Genomic DNA, 19,605 nt, shown 5'->3' on the forward strand with positions numbered 1-19,605 from the left:
AGCGCGCGGTCGCCGAGCGTCCGAGCACCGAGCGCGCGGTCGCCGAGCGTCCGACCGCCGAGCGCGCGGTCGCCGAGCGTCCGACCGCCGAGCGCGCAGGTACCGAGCGCCCTGGTGGCGAGCACGCGGGCGCCGGGAGTCGGAATGCCGAGGCTCCGGAGCGGGCCGCCGACACGGCCGACCCGGCCCCGCCGCGGACGGCCCCGTCGCAGACGATCCCGCCGCCGCAGACGATCCCGGCACCGGACGCGCAGCCCTTTCCCGGCCAGACGGTGGGGCCGGTCGAGCGCCCGCCGTCGGACGGCGACCCGGCGACGATGGCGCTGCCCGTCGTCGGGCCGTCGCCGGGAGGCGTGGGGACACAGCCGGGCGCCACGGGCCTCGGCTCCGACCCGGCCGCACTCCCGACCCGCGTCGCGCCGGCGGCATCCCTGCCGGCGCGGTCCTTCCCGGCGCCGTCTCCTCCCGAGCCGCCCCTCTCGGGGCCGTCCCTCTCGGGGCTGTCTTTCAGTGGGCCGCTCCGCTCGGGGCCGTCTCTCCCTGGGCCGGCCTCCGCGACGTCCGCCCGCTCCACCCGGCCGGCCCCGGCACAGCCCGTCCTGCCGGCAGCGGCTCCGGCCGGGCCGACGGACTACTCGTCGTCGACCCCGGCGGCTCCCGTCGCCATGCCCGTCGCGCCCGCCCGGGCGGCTGTCGCCTCGGCCGTCCCGCCGATCGCGGCCGCTGCGTCGCCGGTCCCGGCGGTGCCCGTCGCGATGCCGACGAGGCCGGCCCAGCCGGCTCCGGCGCCGCCGGGCGACCTTGCTGCCGCCGCGGCCCCGGACGGACCGCCGCCGTCGACAGCAACCGTGCCCGGCGGCCCGGGGTACGAGGGCGCCGCACCGGACCTCCACCAGGACGGCGACCCCGACGACCGCCCGACGCCGAGCGGCCGCGCGGCCGGCTGGTCGACGGCGTCAGTGCTCGGCCGCGGGGTCGGACCCGGGGGAGCGGCCCCGGCGGCGACGGACGTCGTCGCGGCGCTCGACCGTGCGGGTACCGTCGCAGGCCTGTCCGGGTCCGCCCTGTTCACGGGGCTGGTCCCGCCCGAGCCGCCCTCGCCCGTCGACGACCTGCCACCTGCCACTACCTGGGCGGACGAGGTCCCGGCGGCCGACCCCGCGCCCGCGGTCGGGGATGACACCTCGCCCGCCGACCCGGGGCCGACCGAGGGTTCCGAGCCGCATCCATGGTTCGGCGCCGGCAGGCACTCCCGTCCCGAGGGCGCGCCCTCCTCGCCGGTCACCGGTGCGCCGGGCCCCGGCCGGCACACCTCGACCCCTGCGACCGCGCCGGTGCCGCCGAGCCCCCCGCAGCAGCCGAGGCCGGCTGACCCGACCGCGTCGGCGGTGCATCCCGTTGCGGAACGGCCACGACCGGTCCCGCACCCGCGGGCGGCGCAGGCGCCGGTCGACCGTGTCGTGGCCGCGGCCCTGCAGGGTGTGGGGGCGGCGGTCCCGCAGCCGGCACCGTGGGCGTCACCGTCGTTGTTCGAGCCGCCCGGTCCCCGCGACCGGGACGACCTCACGGAGCGGGCCGAGGACCCCACCGGGAGCACCACGCCGCCGATCCCGGGTGCCCGATCCGCTCCCGACGCCGCGACCCCGCCGGCCGCGGGACGGGACGGCGGGAACCCGGTCGACCCCGGGCGATAGCCTCGACAGCACACATCCTTACGTGTCCTTCGGAGGCAAGTCGTGTCCGCACCATCCGCCCAGCCCGCGTCCGCCACCGTCCAGGTGCCGGCCGGTACGACGGCCGGTGCCGCGGTGCGGGAGGCAGGCCTGCCGTCCAACGGTCCGAGCGCGGTCGTCGTCGTCCGCGACGCCGAGGGTCACCTGCGTGACCTCGCGTGGGTCCCCGACGCCGACGTGACCGTCGAGGCGGTCGGCGCCGACACCGCGGACGGCCGCGCAGTCGTCCGGCACTCCGCCGCGCACGTGCTGGCCCAGGCCGTGCAGCAGGTGAACCCGGACGCGAAGCTCGGCATCGGCCCGCCCGTCACCGACGGCTTCTACTACGACTTCGACGTCGCGCAGCCGTTCACGCCCGAGGACCTGTCGAAGCTCGAGTCGGCGATGAAGAAGATCATCAAGTCGGGGCAGCGGTTCTCCCGGCGTCGCTACGACTCGCTCGACGAGGCCCGCAAGGAGCTCGCCGACGAGCCGTACAAGCTGGAGCTCATCGACCTCAAGGGCGCGCCGGCCGACGACGTCGTCGAGGTCGACGGCTCGGGCGAGCTCACCGCGTACGACAACGTGCACGCCCACACCGGCGAGGTCGTCTGGTCCGACCTGTGCCGCGGCCCGCACGTGCCGACGACGAAGTTCATCCCCGCCTTCAAGCTGATGCGCAGTGCCGCGGCGTACTGGCGTGGCAGCGAGAAGAACCCGATGCTGCAGCGCATCTACGGCACCGCGTGGGAGTCCACCGAGCAGCTCGACCTCTACCTCGACCGGCTGCTGGAGGCCGAGAAGCGCGACCACCGCCGCCTCGGCTCGGAGCTCGACCTGTTCTCCTTCCCCGACGAGATCGGTTCGGGCCTGCCGGTGTTCCACCCCAAGGGTGGTGTGGTGCGCAAGCAGATGGAGGACTACGCGCGCCGCCGGCACGAGGAGGCGGGCTACGAGTTCGTCAACACCCCGCACATCACCAAGGGGCAGCTCTTCCAGACCTCGCGGCACCTCGAGTGGTACGCCGACGGCATGTTCCCGGCCATGCAGGTCGATGCCGAGTACGGCGCCGACGGCGAGCTGCGGCGGCAGGCCCAGGACTACTACCTGAAGCCGATGAACTGCCCGATGCACAACCTGATCTTCCGGTCGCGCGGGCGCTCCTACCGGGAGCTGCCGCTGCGGCTGTTCGAGTTCGGTCAGGTGTACCGCTACGAGAAGTCCGGTGTGGTGCACGGCCTGACCCGCGCCCGCGGGTTCACCCAGGACGACGCGCACATCTACTGCTCCCGCGAGCAGATGCAGGACGAGATCCGTTCGCTGCTGACGTTCGTGCTCGACCTGCTGCGCGACTACGGGCTCGACGAGTTCTACCTGGAGCTGTCGACTCGCGACCCGGAGAAGTCGATCGGCAGCGACGAGGACTGGGAGATGGCCACCGAGGCGCTGCGCGAGGCCGCGGAGGCGTCGGGCCTCGAGCTGGTGCTCGACCCGGGTGGCGCGGCGTTCTACGCGCCGAAGATCAGCGTCCAGGCCAAGGACGCGATCGGCCGCACCTGGCAGCTGTCGACGATCCAGGTCGACCTCATGGAGCCGGGCCTGTTCGACCTGGAGTACACCTCCGCCGACGGCTCCCGCCAGGAGCCGATCATGATCCACCGGGCGTTGTTCGGGTCGATCGAGCGGTTCTTCGGCGTCCTGCTGGAGCACTACGCGGGCGCGTTCCCGGCGTGGCTGGCGCCGGTGCAGGCCGTTGCTATCCCGGTGACCGACGACCAGGTGCCCGCGGTGCAGGAGATCGTCGCGGCCCTGAAGAAGCGGGGCGTGCGGGTGGAGCTCGACGCGGGCGACGACCGGATGCAGAAGAAGATCCGGACGCACACCATGCAGAAGGTGCCGTTCATGCTGCTGGCGGGCGCGCGCGACGTGGAGGCGGGCGCCGTGAGCTTCCGGTTCCGCGACGGCACCCAGGTCAACGGGGTGCCGGTGGCCGACGCCGTGGAGGCGCTGTGCGGCTGGATCGACCGCCGCGAGAACGCCTCGCCGACGGCGGAGACCTTCGGCGTCGCGCACTAGTCGCTCACTAGGATTCCGGGCATGAGCGAGCCGGTGCTGGAGCCCCAGGACGGGGTGGGCACCCCCGACGGATTCCGCCGGCTGTGGACGCCTCACCGGCTCGCCTACATCAAGGAGGCCGGGGAGAGCGGCTGCCCGTTCTGCCGCATCCCCCGGCTCCCCGACGACGAAGGACTCGTGGTGGCGCGCGGGACGGCCGTGTACGCGCTGCTCAACCTGCACCCGTACAACCCGGGGCATCTCATGGTGCTGCCGTACCGGCACGTCGCGGAGCTGGAGGACCTGACGGCCGACGAGTCGGCGGAGCTGATGGCCTTCACCCAGCAGGCGATCCGGGCGATGAAGAAGGTCGCGGCGCCGCACGCGTTCAACGTGGGGCTGAACCTGGGGACGGTCGCAGGCGGGTCCCTGGCCGACCATCTGCACCAGCACGTCGTGCCCCGCTGGGGCGGCGACGCGAACTTCATCGCCGTCGTCGGGCAGACGAAGGTCATCCCGCAGCTGCTGTCGGAGACCCGGGAGCTGCTCGCGGAAGCCTGGGAAGCTCCTGAGAGCGGCGTGCCCGCCACCGGGCCGCGCAGCTCACCCGACTAGTCTGGCGACGGTCAGGTTCCTCTTCCGAACGCCAGGAGTCGGCCGCAGCCGATGCTCAACGTCTTCGCTCGTGCCGCCGTCAGCCGCGTCACCGACCCGATCGGTCGCGCGCTGGTGCAGCGCGGGATCACCCCGGACGTCGTCACCGTCGTGGGGACCATCGGGTCCGTCGCCGCGGCCCTCTGGTTCCTGCCGCGCGGCCAGCTCGCGATCGGCCCCTGGATCATCACCCTCTTCGTGCTGTTCGACCTCGTCGACGGCGCGATGGCCCGGGCCCGTGGCCGGTCCACGCTGTTCGGTGGGGTCCTCGACTCGGTGTGCGACCGGATCGCCGACGGCGCCCTGTTCGCCGGGCTGGCGTGGTGGTGCCTCGGGGCGGGGGAGCAGCGCACGCTCGGCATCGCGGCGCTGATCTGCCTGGTCGCGAGCCAGATCACCTCCTACGTCAAGGCTCGGGCCGAGGCGTCGGGCCTGCGGGCCGACGGCGGACTCGTGGAGCGCGCGGAGCGGCTGATCATCACCCTGCTCGGCACGTTCCTCGAAGGGGTGGGCGTGCCGTACGCGCTGACCGTGGCGTTGTGGCTGCTCGCAGCCCTGTCGATCTGGACGGTGGGCGAACGGATCGTCGCGGTCCACCGCAGCGCGCAGGCCGCCGAGCGGGCCGAGCAGTGACCACGTCCGGGCACGCCCGGCCGGCGCGGGGGGAGCGGCTCGCGGGACTCGCCTACGGCGCCGGGTGGAGCGTCGTGAAGGCGTTGCCCGCCGGCGTCGCCACCACGATCTTCGACTCCGCGGGTGTGGTGGCCGCCCGGCGCGCGGGCCCCGGTGTGACGCGGTTGCGCGCCAACCTGGCCCGGGTCGTCCCCGACGCCGGCCCCGGAGAGCTCGACGCATTGGTCCGGGCCGGGATGCGCAGCTACGCCCGGTACTGGCGCGAGGCGTTCCGGCTGCCGGTGATCGCGCCCTCGACGATCGTGCGCGACACGGTCTTCACCGGCCTCGAACCGACCCTGGCCGCGTTGCGCGGCGGCCGCGGGGTGATCCTCGCGCTGCCGCACAGCGGGAACTGGGACGCCGCCGGGGTGTGGGTCATCGAGATGCTGCGCGCCGCCGGCCTGGACCCGGCCTTCAGCACGGTCGTCGAGCGGCTGCGTCCCGAGGACGTCTACCGCCGGTTCGTCGGGTACCGGGAGTCGCTCGGGTTCGAGGTCTTCGCCGCCGACGACGGTTCGGCGGTCTACCGCGGGCTGGTCTCCCGGCTGCGTGCGGGCGGGCTGGTGTGTCTGGTCGCCGATCGCGACCTGTCGTCCACCGGTGCCGACGTGACGCTCTTCGGCCACGCCGCGCGGATGCCCGTCGGCCCGGCCCGGATGGCGGCGATGACCGGCTCCCTGCTCGTGCCGGTCCGCAGCGGCTTCACCGAAGGTGGCTGGTCGGTCGACTTCGCGGAGGCGGTCGACGTGGCCGGCCGCAGCGGGGTCGCCGCGGCGACCCAGGCGGTCGCCGACGCGTTCACCGAGCTGATCCGCGCCGCCCCGCAGGACTGGCACATGCTGCAGCCGGTCTTCTCCGCCGACGTGCCCGACCCGGTGGCCGTCGGATGACCGGGCTGCGGATCGGGATCGTGTGCCCCTACTCGCTCGACGTGCCGGGCGGGGTGCAGGCGCACGTCGTCGACCTGGCCAAGGCGTTGATCCGGCTGGGCCACAGCGTCGACGTGCTCGCCCCCGCCGACGACGAGCGCGAGCCGGGCGAGGCGCCGCTCCCACCGTTCGTCACCTCCGCGGGCCGGGCGCTGGGCGTCCCCTACAACGGGTCGGTCGCCCGCGTCACGTTCGGCCCGGTCTCGTACGCGCGGGTCAGGCGCTGGCTCGCCGAGCACACCTTCGACGTGCTGCACCTGCACGAGCCCACGACGTTCTCGATCTCCGTCCTGGCCCTGCTCGCCGCCGAGGGACCGATCGTCGCGACGTTCCACACCTCGACGGAGCGGTCGCGGGCGCTCTCGGCGTTCGGCGGCGTCCTGCGACCGCTGATGGAGAAGGTCACCGCACGCATCGCGGTGTCGACGCTGGCCCGCCGCGTCCAGGTCGAGCACCTCGGGGGCGACGCCGTCGAGATCCCCAACGGCGTCGACGTCGGTCTGTTCGCGGAGGGCCCGCTGCTGCCGGGGTGTCCGCGGCCGGGGATCGAGACGGTCGGTTTCCTCGGCCGGTTCGACGAGCCCCGCAAGGGAATGCCCGTCCTGCTCGACGCGCTCGCCCGGCTCGCACCGCACCGGCCCGGCCTGCGGCTGCTCGTCGTGGGCCGTGGCGACGCCGACTCGCTCGTGCGCCGCGCGGGGCCCGTCGCCGACCGGCTCGACGTGCTCGGTGCCGTCGACGACGAGACCAAGGCCGCGGCGCTGCGCTCGATGGACGTCTACTGCGCGCCGAACCTCGGCGGCGAGAGCTTCGGCATGGTCCTCACCGAGGCCATGGCCGCGGGTGCACCCGTGCTCGCGAGCGAGATCGACGCGTTCCGGCGCGTCGTCGCCGACCCCCTGGGCGGACCGGCCGCGGGCACGCTCGCCGCGCCCGGGGACGCCGCCGCGCTCGCCGCCGGTCTCGCCGCACTGCTCGACGACCCCGCACGCCGCGCCGCGCTGGGTGCCGCCGGCCGGGTCCGCGCCGCTGCGTTCGACTGGCCGGTCGTCGCGGGCGCCGTGCTGCAGGTCTACCGGGCCGCGGTGGCGGCCGACCCGCGCCGCGTCGTCGCCACGGCCCGCTGAGCCGATGACGTTCCTGGTCTGGGCGCTCGTCGTCGGTGCGCTGCTGGTCGCGACGGTCGTGGTCTCCTGCATCGGCCGGGCCCGGCGCCTCGACCGGCTGCACGTGCGCACCGACGCCGCCCGCGACGGCCTGCACCACGCACTCGACCGGCGCGCCGCCGCAGCGGTCGGCTGCCTGCCGGCGCTCCGCGGACCCGGCGCCGCGGCCCTGCGCACCGCCCTCGACGCCCGCACGGGGCTGCGGCCCCCACCCGGCGACGGTCGCGCCGAGACCGTCGAGAACACCCTCACCCGCGCGCTCGCCGGGGTCGACCGCAGCGGCCTGCCCACCGGCCCCGCCGCCGAGCTCACCGACGCCGAACAGCTGGTCGTACTGGCCCGCCGTGTCCACAACGACGCCGTCCGCGACACCCTCGGACTGCGGTCCCGACGCCTCGTCCGGTGGCTGCACCTGGCCGGTACCGCACCGGTCCCGGAGTACTTCGAGATCGCGGACCCCGACGTGGGCCGGAGCACGTCCGCCGCGGCGCCGAGTGACCCGGTGTACTGACGTAGGATCGATGCGTCGATCTGTCGTCAAGAAGGGTTCCATCGTGTCGTCCGACCAGGCCGTTCCCGCCACTTCCCCCGCTGAGACCAGCGACTCCCAGCAGGGCACCGCACGCGTGAAGCGCGGGATGGCGGAGATGCTCAAGGGCGGCGTGATCATGGACGTCGTCACGGCCGAGCAGGCGAAGATCGCCGAGGACGCCGGCGCCGTCGCGGTCATGGCCCTCGAGCGCGTCCCCGCCGACATCCGCGCCCAGGGCGGCGTCGCGCGCATGAGCGACCCCGACATGATCGAGGGCATCATCTCCGCGGTCAGCATCCCGGTGATGGCCAAGGCGCGCATCGGGCACTTCGTCGAGGCGCAGGTCCTGCAGTCCCTGGGTGTCGACTACGTCGACGAGTCCGAGGTCCTCACCCCGGCCGACGAGGCGCACCACATCGACAAGTGGGCCTTCACCGTGCCGTTCGTGTGTGGCGCGACCAACCTGGGTGAGGCGCTGCGCCGCATCGCCGAGGGCGCGGCCATGATCCGCTCGAAGGGCGAGGCCGGTACCGGCAACGTCGTCGAGGCCACCCGCCACATGCGCCAGATCCGCTCCGACATCCGCCGCCTCGGCACCCTCGACGAGACGGAGCTGTTCGTCGCGGCCAAGGAGCTCCAGGCGCCGGTCGAGCTGGTCCGCGAGGTCGCGGCCAAGGGCAAGCTGCCCGTCGTGCTGTTCACCGCGGGCGGCATCGCCACCCCGGCGGACGCGGCGATGATGATGCAGCTGGGCGCCGAGGGCGTGTTCGTCGGCTCCGGCATCTTCAAGTCCGGCGACCCGGCGCAGCGTGCGGCCGCGATCGTCAAGGCGACCACGTTCCACGACGACCCCGATGTCATCGCCAAGGTGTCGCGTGGGCTGGGGGAGGCCATGGTCGGCATCAACATCCCCGACCTGCCCGCTGAGCAGCGCTACGCCTCCCGCGGCTGGTGACCTCACCCCGCTAGCTGTCCCACGGACGGCCCCGGCACGCGATCCGCGTGCCGGGGCCGTTCCCGTTCCCGCTCCCTCCGGGCGGGCCGGTCGCTCGAACGGGTCGACCTGCCCGATCCGGCCACTTGCCGCGAGTGCGGTGACGGTCCGTCACGACGATGTGCCCCACCTGGCGAGCCGCGCCGACCCACGATCACGGATTGTGAGAGGGCGTCGGTCAGGGGCTCCACGGACCGGTGACAACACCTCACGGTGATCACGCAGCGCACCTAACCTTCGTCGTGGTTCATGTGACAGGAGTGAGGGAGGAGCCTGATGAGGCGCTACGTGACGATCGGTGGCATCGTGATCGCCGGCACGCTGTTCGGCGGATCCATGGCCTTCGCGGCCTCGACCGACCCGGTGCCGCGCGCGGTCTCGTGCAGCACCCGGACGCCCGCGGCGCCGGGCCTCGTGCCGCTGACGACCATGCCGCCCGGAGCGCTCGCGGTGCCGGGCACGCCGTCGACCGCCGGCGGCACGCCGCAGGCAGGGCCGGCCGTCGAGGGGGGTGGTGGCGACGAGGACTCCGACGCCTCCGGCGGCCACGACGACGCCTCCGGCGGGGACGACGACGCCTCCGGCGGGGACGACGACGCCTCCGGCGGGGACGACCAGAGCGCCCAGGACGACCGTGACGACCAGTCCTCGGACGACCAGTCCTCGGGCGACCAGGACGCGGGCGACCAGGACGCGGGCGACCAGTCCTCGGACGACCAGGACGCGGGGGGTAAGACCTCCGATGACGACCAGGCCTCCGACGACCAGAACCCGGGTGACCAGGGCGCCGGTGACGACCAGGGCGGTGGCGACCAGGCCTCGGACGACCAGGCTCCGGGCGACCAGAGCGGCACGCCCGATCCCGGGGCCTCGTCCGGCACCGCCCAGGCCCCGCCGGTGACGACCTGCCCGCCCGCCGTCCCGGGCGTCCCTGCTGTGCCGGGGACGCCTGCTGTGCCGGGGACTCCCGCGCTTCCTGGTACGCCCGCTGTTCCCGGTGCTGCCGCTCCGCCGGTCACCGCACCCGTGACGACCCTCCCCGCAATGCCCGGCGGGACCACGCCGGGCGCCGCGGGTCCGATGGCCCCGGGCGGCACCATGTGAGCGACCCGGGCGGGCGTCAGGTGTACTCCATGACCAGCATCGCGGCGCTGCCTGCGGCCAGCGCGGTGTAGGTGTGGGGGCGGTCGCCGGGGAAGCAGGCGTAGTCGCCGGGCGCCAGCTCCACCTGTTCGCCGTCTGGCCCGGCCAGCCAGCGGCCCGCGCTCACGAGCATGTGCTCGACAGTGCCGGGAATGTGCGCGTGCGCCTCCCGGGCCGCGCCGGGCTCGGCGGTGACGAAGTGCAGGTCGCGGCGCGCGCCGGGCGGGCAGGCCGCGAGCAGCGCACTGGTGAAGGGCGCCCGGTCGGAGGTGAGCGGGGCGAAGTGGCCGGAGCGGACGACACGGACCGGCTGCGACGGCGTCTCGAGCAACCGGGCGAACGGCACCCCCAGCGCGACGGCGAGCGCCCACAGCGTCTCGACGCTCGGGTTGCCCGAACCGCTCTCGAGCTGCGACAACGTCGACTTGGACAGGCCGGCCCGCCGGGCGAGCTCACCGAGGGACAGCTCGCGCCGGGTGCGCTCGCGGCGGACCGCGTCCGCGATCGCGCGCAGCGGCGGGCCCTCCGGCACGTCGGCGGGCTCCGGCTCTTTCGTTCGTTCCACCGGACTCCTCGTTCGACTTGACGAACACTGACGTGGTGTCCAGTGTAGGACACCATGCGTTCGTTTCGTCGAACACCTGCCGCGGGCAGCCCCGCTGACGGGTCCCGCACCGACCTGCGTGACGTCCTCGCCCTCGCGGCGGCGCTAGGAGTCGTCGGGGCGTCGTTCGGCGCGCTCGCGGCCGCCGCGGACATCCCGCTGCCGATCATCGTCGGCATGTCGACGATCGTCTTCGCCGGCGGCTCCCAGTTCCTCGCGGTCGCGGTCGTCGCGGCGGGTGGGGGAGCGCTCGCGGCGATCGTCGGCGGGCTGCTGCTCAACGCCAGGCACATCCCGTTCGGGCTCGCGATGGCGCCGGTCGTCGCCGACCGCCCGCTGGGCCGGGTGCTCGGTGCGCACATCCTGATCGACGAGGCGGTCGCGTTCTCCCGTGCCCGGGGCACCGGCCTGCGGGCACGCCGGGCGTTCTGGGCGTGCGGCATCTCCTTCTTCGTGATGTGGAACGTCGGCACCGTCGTCGGCGCGGTCGCGGGCGCGGCGGTGCCCGACCCCGACTCGTTCGGGATCGACTCGGCCTTCCCCGCGGCGCTGCTCGCGTTGCTGCTGCCGGGCCTGCGTGCCGCCGACGCGCGGCGGGTCGGCCTCGGCGCCGCTGCCGTGGCCCTGGCCGCGACGCCGTTCCTGCCGCCCGGCCTGCCGGTGCTCGCGGGGCTCGCCGGTCTGGCGCTGGCCGGCCGGGCGCGCCCGGCCACCCCGGCGACCCCGGGACCGCCGGCTCCAGGACCGGTGACGTCGTGACCTGGACGGCTGTGCTCGTCCTGGGCGTCGGCACCTACCTGATGCGGCTGGCCGGGCTGCTGCTGCGGGGCCGGGTCGAGGTGCCGGAGAAGGTGCAGCGGCTGCTCGACCTGGGCGCGACGGCCCTGCTCGTCGCCCTGGCCGCGACGGCCGCGCTCACCGAGGGCGGCGGGTTCGCGGGCTGGGCGCGGCCGGCAGGCGTGGCGGTCGGTGCGGCCGCCGCGCTGCTCCGGGTGCCGTTCGTGCTGGTCGTCCTCCTCGCGGCGGGCACGACGGCGGGCCTGCGCCTGTTCGGAGTGCCGTGACCCTGCGAGCACGGACCTCGTGAGGCACTCACAGGGGCGGTGGGGTCAGGTCGCGACGGACGCCGGTGCGGCATCGTAGCGGGCGAACGTGCGGGTGAAGGTCGCCGTGCCCGACGTCGCGGCCCGGAGGTCGACGGCGTAGCGCAGCAGCTCGACGGCCGGGATCTCGGCGACCACCAGCGTCCGGCCGGTGCCCGCGACCTCGGTGCCCAGGACCCGCCCGCGCCGCGACGACACGTCGCCCAGTACGGACCCGAGATGGTCGTCGGGGATGCGGACGCGTACCTCGTCGAGCGGTTCGAGCAGCACCGTGCCGCACTCCTCGGCGGCCTCGCGCAGCGCCAGCCCGCCCGCGGTCTGGAACGCCGCGTCGGACGAGTCGACGCTGTGCGCCTTGCCGTCGACGAGGGTGGCCCGGACGTCGAGGACAGGGTAGGACGTGTCGCCGCCCGCGGTGAGCCCGCGGTCGAGCTGGGCGCGGATGCCCTTCTCGACGCTCGGGACGAACTGCGTCGGCACCGAGCCGCCGACGACCTTCGACTCGAAGACGAACCCGCTGCCGCGCGGCAGGGGTTCGAACTCGACGTGGCACACGGCGTACTGGCCGTGCCCCCCCGACTGCTTGACGTGCCGCCCCGTGACCTTTCCCTTGCGCGCCAACGACACCCGCATCGGGACGCGCACGGGCTCGGTGTCGACCTCCGCGCCGCCGGCCCGCAGTCGCGACAGCACGACGTCGGAGTGCGCCTCGCCCATGCACCACAGCACGGTCTGGTGGGTCTCGGAGTTGCGTTCCAGGCGCAGCGTCGGGTCGGCCGCGACGATCTTCGACAGCGTCTTGATCAGTGCGTCCTCGTCGCCGCGGGAGTGCGCGACGACGGCGACGGGCAGCAGCGGGTCGGGCAGGTCCCAGGCCTGCAGCAGCAGCGGGTGGTCGGCGGCGGAGACGGTGTCGCCCGTCTCGGCCGACCCGAGCTTGGTGAGCGCGCAGATGTCGCCGGCGATGCAGCTGTCGACCTCCCGCAGGGTGGCGCCCAGGGGCGAGTAGACGTGCGCGAGGCGCTCGTCGACGTCGTGACCGTCGGAGGCCGGGCCGGGACCGGAGCCGTTGTCCTCCGGTGAGGTGCGCTGCACCGGGATGTGGCCGCTGACGTGCACGGTGGCGTCGGGGCGCAGCGTCCCGGAGAAGACACGAACGAGCGACACGCGCCCGACGTAGGCGTCGGCGGAGGTGCGGACGACCTCCGCGGCCAGTGGCCCGGCCGGGTCGGCGACGAGGGTGTCGTGGGAGCTGCCGTCGACACCCGAGACCGGCGGGAGCGGGTGCTCCAGCGGCGACGGGAACCCGCCGACGACGACCTCCAGCAGGGCGTCGAGGCCGATGCCGCTGGAGGCGCAGACGGGGACGACGGGATGGAACGAGCCACGCGCGACGGCGGTCTCGAGGTCGTCGACCAGCGTTTCGACGTCGATGTCCTCGCCGCCGAGGTAGCGCTCCATGAGCGACTCGTCCTCGGACTGCTCGATGATGCCCTCGATCAGCTCGCTGCGGGCGTCGTCGGCGCCGTCGGGTGCCGCGCCCCCGGATGCGCCTGCGTCGGCGGTCCGGGACAGCAGACCGTAGAGGCCCGCGAGGCCACCTTCGGGGGAGCGGAGCGGCAGGTAGAGCGGCGAGACTCCGGTCCCGAAGGCGTCGCGGCAGGCGTCGATCGTCGTCTCGAGCGCGGCGCGGGCGTGGTCGCAGCGGGCGACGACCACCGCGCGCGGCATCCCCACCTCGGCACACTCCTCCCACTGGGCGACCGTCGCAGGATCGACGGTGCCCTCGTGGCCCTCGGACGCGGGGATGACGAACAGGGCGGCGTCGGCGGCGCGCAGTCCGGCGCGCAGCTCACCGACGAAGTCTGCGTAGCCGGGGGTGTCGATCAGGTTGATCTTCGTCTCACCGTGGACGAACGGGGCGACCGCCAGCGCGACGGAGCGCTGCTGGCGGACGGCGGCCGGATCGTGGTCGCAGACGGTGCTCCCGTCGAGGACGGTGCCCTGTCGCGGGATGGTGCCGGTGTGGGCGAGCAGAGCCTCGACGAGGGTCGTCTTCCCTGCTCCGCTGGGCCCGACGAGGACCACGTTGCGTACGTGGGCGGGATCGGTGACGGCAGGGACCCGACCGGTCCCCGCACGTTGCCCGCTGTCTGCTCTGCCGGCCATCGCGACCACCTCCGAGGCGGTGTCGAGCGCGGCGCCCCGTGCGCCGGGCCCTGTGCTCGATCTCACACCCGCGCCCCGTCGGTCACAAGGGCGGAAGTCGGATTCCACGCGGGAGTAGGGTCGTCGGCCGTGCCCATCCCTGGTCCCGGATACGCCATCACCGCGCGCGTCGAGGCGCCCGCATCCGCCAGCGCAGCAGGCGATCTCGCCGTCGCGGTCGGCCGCGTCGGCGGCGTCGTCACCGCGTACGACGTCGTCGAGGCGCGCACCGACGCGATCGTCGTCGACATCAGCTGCAACGCCCTCAACGAGACGCACGCGGACGAGATCACCACCGCGCTCGAGGCGCTGCCCGGCGTCTCCGTGCGCAAGGTGTCCGACCGGACCTTCCTGCTCCACCTGGGCGGCAAGATCGAGATCCAGTCGAAGGTCAGCCTCCGCAACCGGGACGACCTCTCCCGGGCCTACACCCCCGGCGTCGCGCGGGTCTGCCAGGCGATCGCCGCCAACCCCGCCGACGCCCGGCGGCTGACCATCAAGCGCAACACCGTCGCGGTCGTCACCGACGGCTCGGCCGTGCTCGGGCTGGGCAACCTCGGCGCGGCCGCGGCGATGCCCGTGATGGAGGGCAAGGCCGCCCTGTTCAAGCGGTTCGCCGGCGTCGACGCATGGCCGGTGTGCCTGGACACCCAGGACACCGAGGAGATCATCCGGACCGTCCAGATCCTGGCGCCCGCCTACGGTGGGATCAACCTCGAGGACATCGCCGCTCCACGCTGCTTCGAGATCGAGCGCCGGCTGCGTGAGCTGCTCGACATCCCGGTGTTCCACGACGACCAGCACGGCACCGCGGTCGTCGTCCTCGCGGCCCTGCGCAACGCGCTGCGCGTGGTGGGCAAGAAGTTCGCCGACATCCGCGTCGTCGTGTGCGGGGTCGGGGCTGCGGGCTCGGCGATCATCCGGCTCCTGAACTCGGAGCAGACCGCCGACGTCGTCGCCGTCGACATCGCGGGGATCGTGCACCGCGACCGGGCCGGGATGGACGCGAACCTCGTCGAGATCGCCGCGATGACCAACGTGGGCAACATGTCCGGCTCGCTGGCCGATGCGCTCGTCGGTGCCGACGTGTTCATCGGGGTGTCGGCCCCGAACCTGTTCGGTGCCGACGAGGTCGCGACGATGGCCGAGGGCGCCGTGGTGTTCGCCCTCGCCAACCCCGACCCCGAGATCGACCCGGCCGTCGCGCACCAGCACGCCGCGGTCGTGGCGACGGGCCGGTCGGACTACCCGAACCAGATCAACAACGTCCTCGCGTTCCCGGGGGTGTTCCGCGGGCTGCTCGACGCCCACGCCCGCGACATCACCGACACGATGCTGCTGGCCGCGTCGGCCGCGATCGCCGATGTCGTCGCCGAGCCGAACCCGTCGTTCATCGTGCCGAGCGTGTTCGACACCTCAGTCGCGCCGGCGGTCGCCGAGGCGGTGCGTGCCGCCGCGATCCGCAACGGCGAGGCGGCCCGGCCTGCCGGGCGGCCCGCCTGACCGCGGCGACTACGCTGGATGTCCGTGAACGTCCCCCGTCCCGTCCCCGTCATCGGTGTGCTCGCCCTGCAGGGCGACGTCCGTGAGCACCTGTCCGCGCTGAGTGGCTGCGGCGCCGATGCGCGCCCGGTCCGCCGGGCCGCGGAGCTCGCCGCGGTCGACGGGCTGGTCGTCCCGGGCGGGGAGTCGACGACCATGAGCAACCTGCTCGGGGTCTTCGAGCTGCTGGAGCCCCTGCGCGCGCGGATCGCCGGCGGGATGCCCACATACGGCTCGTGCGCAGGCATGATCCTGCTGGCGTCGGAGGTCCTCGACGGGCGCCCCGACCAGCAGCAGCTCGGCGGTCTCGACGTCGTCGTGCGGCGCAACGCCTTCGGCCGCCAGGTCGACTCGTTCGAGACCGACCTGGAGTTCGACGGGGTGCCCGGCGGCCCGGTCCGCGCGGTGTTCATCCGGGCGCCGTGGGTCGAGAAGGTCGGTGCCGACGTCGAGGTCCTCGCCTCGGTCCCGGCGGTCACGAGTGCCGGCGAGGACGCCGGTGCGGCCGCGGGGCGGGCGGTGGCGGTGCGCCAGGGTGTCGTGCTGGCGACGGCGTTCCACCCAGAGCTGACCGGAGACACCCGGGTGCACGCGATGTTCGTCGACATGGTGCGCGACGCGGCGGCTGCTCGCGGCTGAGACCCCGCGTCGCAGGAGTGGGAGCAGGTCGCACGAGCGGAGTCACGGGAGCGGTCCGGTCCGTGCGCAGCCCGTCGGGCGCCGGACCGGGGGGTCGGTAGGATCGACGGGATCCGGCACGTTCGGCACGATCCCGGCTGCGCGGCCCCGTGTGGGCCCGGCCTGGGGGCTGAGGTGCGGCACGTGAGCAGCGGAAGGGAAGTGCGATGAGCGGCCACTCCAAGTGGGCTACGACGAAGCACAAGAAGGCCGTCATCGACGCCCGGCGGGGCAAGATGTTCGCCAAGCTGATCAAGAACATCGAGGTCGCGGCGCGCACCGGTGGCGGTGACCCCGACGGCAACCCCACCCTCTTCGACGCGATCCAGAAGGCGAAGAAGAGCTCGGTCCCCAACGACAACATCGACCGTGCCGTCAAGCGCGGCTCGGGTGCCGACGCCGGTGGCGCCGACTACCAGAACATCACCTACGAGGGCTACGGCCCCAACGGCGTCGCGCTGCTGATCGAGTGCCTCACCGACAACCGCAACCGCGCCGCCACCGAGGTGCGCACGGCCATGACCCGCAACGGCGGCGCGATGGCCGACCCGGGTTCGGTGGCGTACCTGTTCAACCGCAAGGGCGTCGTGATCGTCCCGAAGAACGACCTCGGCGAGGACGACGTCCTGCTGGCCGTGCTCGACGCTGGCGCCGAGGAGGTCAACGACCTGGGGGAGTCCTTCGAGGTCGTCTCCGAGGCCACCGACCTGATCGCCGTCCGTACGGCACTCGTCGACGCGGGGATCGACTACGACTCCGCGGACCCGACGTTCCTGCCGACGATGCAGGTGGAGCTCGACGCCGAGGGCGCGCGGAAGGTCTTCAAGCTGATCGACGCGCTGGAGGACTCCGACGAGGTCCAGAACGTCTACGCGAACTTCGACGTGAGCGACGAGGTCATGGAGGCTGTCGACGCCTAGGGTCCGCGGCCCGGCTCCCGGTCCCCGGGGGCCGGCGTCCACGGCGCCGATCCCCGGAGATGTCCGGAACGACTCGGAACAAGCCGTTCCGGGTGGTTTCGACACAATATCCGTTCACTGTTCCGGATATCGAATTCGCCGCATTCATGCCGAGATCCAGGTCATTCCAGCAACCTTTTCTCTTGCTTTACCTGACCTTTGCATGCAATATCGGGGCGTGGACAACGAGGAGCCGCTCACGGTTCTTGCCGAGCGCGTCGGGCTGGTCGACGCCGTCGTGGTCGGGCCGTACGTCATCGCCGAGTTCTCCCTCCTGGCCGAGATGACCGACCCGGCATTCGACCCGGTGTTCGACTTCCTGTCGGCCAGGTCGTACTCGATCGTCGCCGACGCGATCCAGTCGTCGGAGAGCAAAGAAGGCGCCTGGGCCCGGGTCATGCACTTCGAGCTGCACGGCGACGAGGACGGTGCGTCCGGCCCGTTCGACGATCTTCCGTTCCGCACCGGAACGCACTGATCCGCTGTCCCGGACCATTTCGGCCCGATTGTCGGGGAATGCGACGCGCGTCACCGCGAATCACATCGGTGCGTGATCGATCGGCCGCGGATCCTGGCTACAGTCGCCGGCATGGCCGCCACGACGATCGCCTGCCGTCCGTGCTGTGCCCGGTGAGCGAGGAGGACGCGGCGCCGGCAGGTGCGCCCGACGTGGCAGCCGCCGGGTCCGCCACCGGTCTGCGGATCGCCGCGCCGTCGCCGGAGCACGCCGGCGAGATGCTGACCGTCCAGCGCGCCGCGTACGTCACCGAGGCGCAGCGCTATCACGCACCCCACATCCCACCGCTGCGCGAGACGCTGCAGGAGATCACGGCCGACCTCGCAGCGGCCGGCCCACTGCTCGTCGCCCGCGCGGCGTGGCTCGGGCCCCGGCTGGTCGGGTCGGTCCGGGGCCGGGTGGAGGGCGAGGCGATGGAGGTCGTCCGGTTCACCGTGGCTCCCGACGTGCAGGGCGGCGGGGTCGGGCGGGCCCTGCTCACGGCGCTCCACGCCGCGGCGCCGCCGACCGTCGGGTCGTTCTGGCTGGTCACCGGCGGACGCAGCGACGACAACCTCCGCTTCTACGGGGCCGCGGGATACCAGGTGACCGGTAGGGTCGTCGACGACGCGGGGGTGGAACTGGTCCGCATGGAGCGGCACCTCGACGGCCGGGCCGCGTCCCACCGCTGACGATGGCCCCGGTGGCGGGCCCGCCGTCCGTTCCGCGGAGAATGCCGCGCGAGCCGCGTGTCCGCAGGCGGCGCGCGGTCGCCGGACCTGACGACCCTCTCGCCGTGCCCGCGGCACGGGAACGGAGACGGCCTTGAGCACTCCCGGATGGACGCAGGGCCCCGATGGCCGCTGGTACCCGCCCGCCCCCCAGGGCCGTCCCGGTCCGCCGCAGGGCCCCGGCGGCTACCCGCCTCCGCCCGGCGGCGGCTATCCTCTCGGACCGCCCATGGGCGGCGGCTACCCACCGCCTCCGCCACCCCCGCCGCGGCGGGGGAGCAACACCGGCAAGATCGTCGCGATCGTCGTGGTCGTGCTCGTCGTGTTGATCGGCGCCGGCGGGTACTTCGCCTACCGGGCCGTGACGGGCCTCGCGGCCGGCGTGACCGGCGGTGCCGGCGGGGAGTGCCCGGCCGTGTCGACCGCCGACGTGAACTCCGTGCTCGGCGGCCAGTTCGATGTGGTCGCGATGGGCGGGATCGGGTCGATCGCCGCCCCGATGCTCGACGGGCGAGTGCTGCCCGACGCCGAGAGCTGCTGGGCGGTGCAGAGCGGTCAGGGCACCGAGGACCTGGGCAAGCTCGCGCGGATCGCCCGCTACTCCGGCGGTGACGCGGCGGCCCGCTTCGCGACCGAGCTGCAGAACGCGCACGGCACGAGCGAGGACCGCGGCAACGGCATCACCGTGTCGTCGGCGGCGTACTTCAACAAGTCCGTCGAGGCCGGCGACGAGGCGTTCTGCACCACCGGCGACGGCACCGGCTCGGCGGGTGCGCTGGTGCGCCGCGGCGACCTGCTGGTCTACGTGTCGACGACCGCCGCGGGCGAGGGCAAGGTCCCGGACATCCGGTTCGACCCGGACGCCGATCCCGGCGCCGCGGTCGGCTTCGCCACCGACGACGGCAACTGCGACCTGGCCGTGGCGCTGGCCGCGAAGGTGCGCTGACCCGCACCAGCACCCGTCACGGCGCGTCGGTGGGGCCCCGGTGCACCCGCACCCGCACCCGGGCCGGCCGCACACAGCGCGCGCCCACCCGCAGACCGTCGGTGAGCGTCGCGGCGACGGTCCGGTCGAGCGTGGCGTCGGAGCCGGCGACGACCTCGGCGGCGTCCATCGTCGTCGCGTCGAACACGTCACCGGGTACGGGTGCCACGACGATCCCGCCACGCCCGGCGAGGACCCGTTCCAGGCCGCCGGCCAGTGCCTCGAACGCCTCGGCGTCCGGGGCGGTCGCCGCGGTCGCCGCGCAGGTCAGCGCATCGGAGCGCAGGGCGTGCAGGTCCACGAGCAGCGCGACGTCGGGCCCGGCGGGCGCGCCGGTGGGACGTGCGGCGGCCACGCCGGCCTGCCGGGCGAGCAGCCGCGCGAGGTCGTCGACCTTGTCGGCGATGTCGCGCAGGGAAGGTTCGGCCACGGCCCCGGA

At 73.9% G+C, this 19,605-nt stretch carries 19 protein-coding genes and 1 pseudogene; 17 read left to right on the plus strand and 3 right to left on the minus strand.

Features of this window, described 5'->3' with window-relative positions; genetic code table 11:
• The 9 genes and pseudogenes from TOK_RS33520 to TOK_RS23205 form a co-directional block, all read left to right on the plus strand.
• Positions 1–1,694: pseudogene (locus TOK_RS33520) on the plus strand (hypothetical protein); the annotation flags it as partial.
• Between the two features lie 42 nt (positions 1,695–1,736).
• The gene (gene thrS / locus TOK_RS23170) at positions 1,737–3,788 is read left to right on the plus strand and encodes a threonine--tRNA ligase (RefSeq protein ID WP_098960111.1); all 2,052 of its coding nucleotides are present in this window, start codon (positions 1,737–1,739) and stop codon (positions 3,786–3,788) included.
• A gap of 21 nt (positions 3,789–3,809) precedes the next feature.
• A complete protein-coding gene (locus tag TOK_RS23175) occupies positions 3,810–4,382 on the plus strand; it encodes an HIT domain-containing protein (protein WP_098960112.1) in 573 nt (190 codons plus the stop codon).
• Positions 4,383–4,433: 51 nt separating this feature from the next.
• Positions 4,434–5,054, plus strand: a complete 621-nt coding sequence (pgsA, locus tag TOK_RS23180; protein WP_098960113.1) for a phosphatidylinositol phosphate synthase — start codon at positions 4,434–4,436, stop codon at positions 5,052–5,054.
• Complete coding sequence (locus TOK_RS23185) at positions 5,051–5,986, plus strand: phosphatidylinositol mannoside acyltransferase (protein WP_098960114.1); 936 nt, start codon at positions 5,051–5,053, stop codon at positions 5,984–5,986. The genes pgsA and TOK_RS23185 overlap by 4 nt, the downstream gene beginning before the upstream one ends.
• 5 nt (positions 5,987–5,991) lie before the next feature.
• On the plus strand, positions 5,992–7,152 hold the full coding sequence (locus tag TOK_RS23190; RefSeq protein WP_098960190.1) for a glycosyltransferase family 4 protein: 1,161 nt from the start codon (positions 5,992–5,994) through the stop codon (positions 7,150–7,152).
• Between the two features lie 4 nt (positions 7,153–7,156).
• Positions 7,157–7,702 carry an NUDIX hydrolase gene (locus TOK_RS23195; RefSeq protein WP_098960115.1) on the plus strand — a complete coding sequence of 182 codons (546 nt, stop codon included), beginning with the start codon at positions 7,157–7,159 and terminating at the stop codon, positions 7,700–7,702.
• Positions 7,703–7,712: 10 nt separating this feature from the next.
• Complete coding sequence (gene pdxS / locus TOK_RS23200; protein WP_098960116.1) at positions 7,713–8,678, plus strand: pyridoxal 5'-phosphate synthase lyase subunit PdxS; 966 nt, start codon at positions 7,713–7,715, stop codon at positions 8,676–8,678.
• A 315-nt stretch (positions 8,679–8,993) separates the two neighbouring features.
• Positions 8,994–9,821, plus strand: a complete 828-nt coding sequence (locus TOK_RS23205) for a hypothetical protein (RefSeq protein WP_098960117.1) — start codon at positions 8,994–8,996, stop codon at positions 9,819–9,821.
• A gap of 16 nt (positions 9,822–9,837) precedes the next feature.
• Here TOK_RS23205 and TOK_RS23210 read toward each other — a convergent pair whose 3' ends face one another.
• Positions 9,838–10,425: a helix-turn-helix domain-containing protein gene (locus tag TOK_RS23210; protein WP_253258580.1), complete on the minus strand. Its 588-nt coding sequence runs from the start codon at positions 10,423–10,425 to the stop codon at positions 9,838–9,840.
• Between the two features lie 54 nt (positions 10,426–10,479).
• Here TOK_RS23210 and TOK_RS23215 point away from each other — a divergent pair, with 54 nt between their 5' ends.
• Both TOK_RS23215 and TOK_RS23220 read left to right on the plus strand, forming a co-directional pair.
• Positions 10,480–11,223 (plus strand): AzlC family ABC transporter permease, encoded by a 744-nt coding sequence (locus TOK_RS23215; RefSeq protein ID WP_098960118.1) that lies wholly within the window; start codon positions 10,480–10,482, stop codon positions 11,221–11,223.
• Positions 11,220–11,528: an AzlD domain-containing protein gene (locus TOK_RS23220; RefSeq protein WP_098960119.1), complete on the plus strand. Its 309-nt coding sequence runs from the start codon at positions 11,220–11,222 to the stop codon at positions 11,526–11,528. The genes TOK_RS23215 and TOK_RS23220 overlap by 4 nt, the downstream gene beginning before the upstream one ends.
• A gap of 45 nt (positions 11,529–11,573) precedes the next feature.
• Here the strand turns inward: TOK_RS23220 and TOK_RS23225 are convergent, their stop codons facing one another.
• On the minus strand, positions 11,574–13,736 hold the full coding sequence (locus TOK_RS23225; protein WP_098960192.1) for an elongation factor G-like protein EF-G2: 2,163 nt from the start codon (positions 13,734–13,736) through the stop codon (positions 11,574–11,576).
• Positions 13,737–13,865: 129 nt separating this feature from the next.
• Here TOK_RS23225 and TOK_RS23230 point away from each other — a divergent pair, with 129 nt between their 5' ends.
• The 6 genes from TOK_RS23230 to TOK_RS33525 all read left to right on the plus strand — a co-directional run bounded on the left by TOK_RS23230 (position 13,866) and on the right by TOK_RS33525 (position 19,127).
• On the plus strand, positions 13,866–15,278 hold the full coding sequence (locus tag TOK_RS23230) for an NAD-dependent malic enzyme (protein ID WP_098960120.1): 1,413 nt from the start codon (positions 13,866–13,868) through the stop codon (positions 15,276–15,278).
• 24 nt (positions 15,279–15,302) lie between these two features.
• Positions 15,303–15,956 carry a pyridoxal 5'-phosphate synthase glutaminase subunit PdxT gene (gene pdxT / locus TOK_RS23235; protein ID WP_253258581.1) on the plus strand — a complete coding sequence of 218 codons (654 nt, stop codon included), beginning with the start codon at positions 15,303–15,305 and terminating at the stop codon, positions 15,954–15,956.
• A gap of 206 nt (positions 15,957–16,162) precedes the next feature.
• A complete protein-coding gene (locus TOK_RS23240; RefSeq protein WP_098960122.1) occupies positions 16,163–16,915 on the plus strand; it encodes a YebC/PmpR family DNA-binding transcriptional regulator in 753 nt (250 codons plus the stop codon).
• Between the two features lie 217 nt (positions 16,916–17,132).
• Positions 17,133–17,432 (plus strand): hypothetical protein, encoded by a 300-nt coding sequence (locus tag TOK_RS23245; RefSeq protein WP_098960123.1) that lies wholly within the window; start codon positions 17,133–17,135, stop codon positions 17,430–17,432.
• A gap of 152 nt (positions 17,433–17,584) precedes the next feature.
• Positions 17,585–18,142, plus strand: coding sequence for a GNAT family N-acetyltransferase (locus tag TOK_RS23250; protein ID WP_216362071.1), 558 nt, complete (start codon positions 17,585–17,587; stop codon positions 18,140–18,142).
• A gap of 133 nt (positions 18,143–18,275) precedes the next feature.
• Positions 18,276–19,127: a hypothetical protein gene (locus TOK_RS33525; RefSeq protein ID WP_216362072.1), complete on the plus strand. Its 852-nt coding sequence runs from the start codon at positions 18,276–18,278 to the stop codon at positions 19,125–19,127.
• 16 nt (positions 19,128–19,143) lie between these two features.
• Here the strand turns inward: TOK_RS33525 and TOK_RS23260 are convergent, their stop codons facing one another.
• The gene (locus TOK_RS23260; RefSeq protein ID WP_098960124.1) at positions 19,144–19,596 is read right to left on the minus strand and encodes a nucleotide exchange factor GrpE; all 453 of its coding nucleotides are present in this window, start codon (positions 19,594–19,596) and stop codon (positions 19,144–19,146) included.
• Positions 19,597–19,605: the final 9 nt, after the last annotated feature.

The sequence above is a fragment of the Pseudonocardia sp. N23 genome (genome assembly GCF_002583555.1).
In the GTDB taxonomy this organism is placed as follows: Bacteria; Actinomycetota; Actinomycetes; order Mycobacteriales; family Pseudonocardiaceae; genus Pseudonocardia.

What these genes read in the sequence shown, in the direction of transcription:
- TOK_RS23175 (WP_098960112.1), top strand. Translation starts at nt 3,810, where the DNA reads ATGAGCGAGCCGGTGCTGGAGCCCCAGGACGGGGTGGGCACCCCCGAC.
- pgsA (WP_098960113.1), top strand. Translation starts at nt 4,434, where the DNA reads ATGCTCAACGTCTTCGCTCGTGCCGCCGTCAGCCGCGTCACCGACCCG.
- TOK_RS23195 (WP_098960115.1), top strand. Translation starts at nt 7,157, where the DNA reads ATGACGTTCCTGGTCTGGGCGCTCGTCGTCGGTGCGCTGCTGGTCGCG.
- pdxS (WP_098960116.1), top strand. Translation starts at nt 7,713, where the DNA reads ATGCGTCGATCTGTCGTCAAGAAGGGTTCCATCGTGTCGTCCGACCAG.
- TOK_RS23205 (WP_098960117.1), top strand. Translation starts at nt 8,994, where the DNA reads ATGAGGCGCTACGTGACGATCGGTGGCATCGTGATCGCCGGCACGCTG.
- TOK_RS23215 (WP_098960118.1), top strand. Translation starts at nt 10,480, where the DNA reads ATGCGTTCGTTTCGTCGAACACCTGCCGCGGGCAGCCCCGCTGACGGG.
- TOK_RS23225 (WP_098960192.1), bottom strand. Translation starts at nt 13,736, where the DNA reads ATGGCCGGCAGAGCAGACAGCGGGCAACGTGCGGGGACCGGTCGGGTC.
- TOK_RS23240 (WP_098960122.1), top strand. Translation starts at nt 16,163, where the DNA reads ATGAGCGGCCACTCCAAGTGGGCTACGACGAAGCACAAGAAGGCCGTC.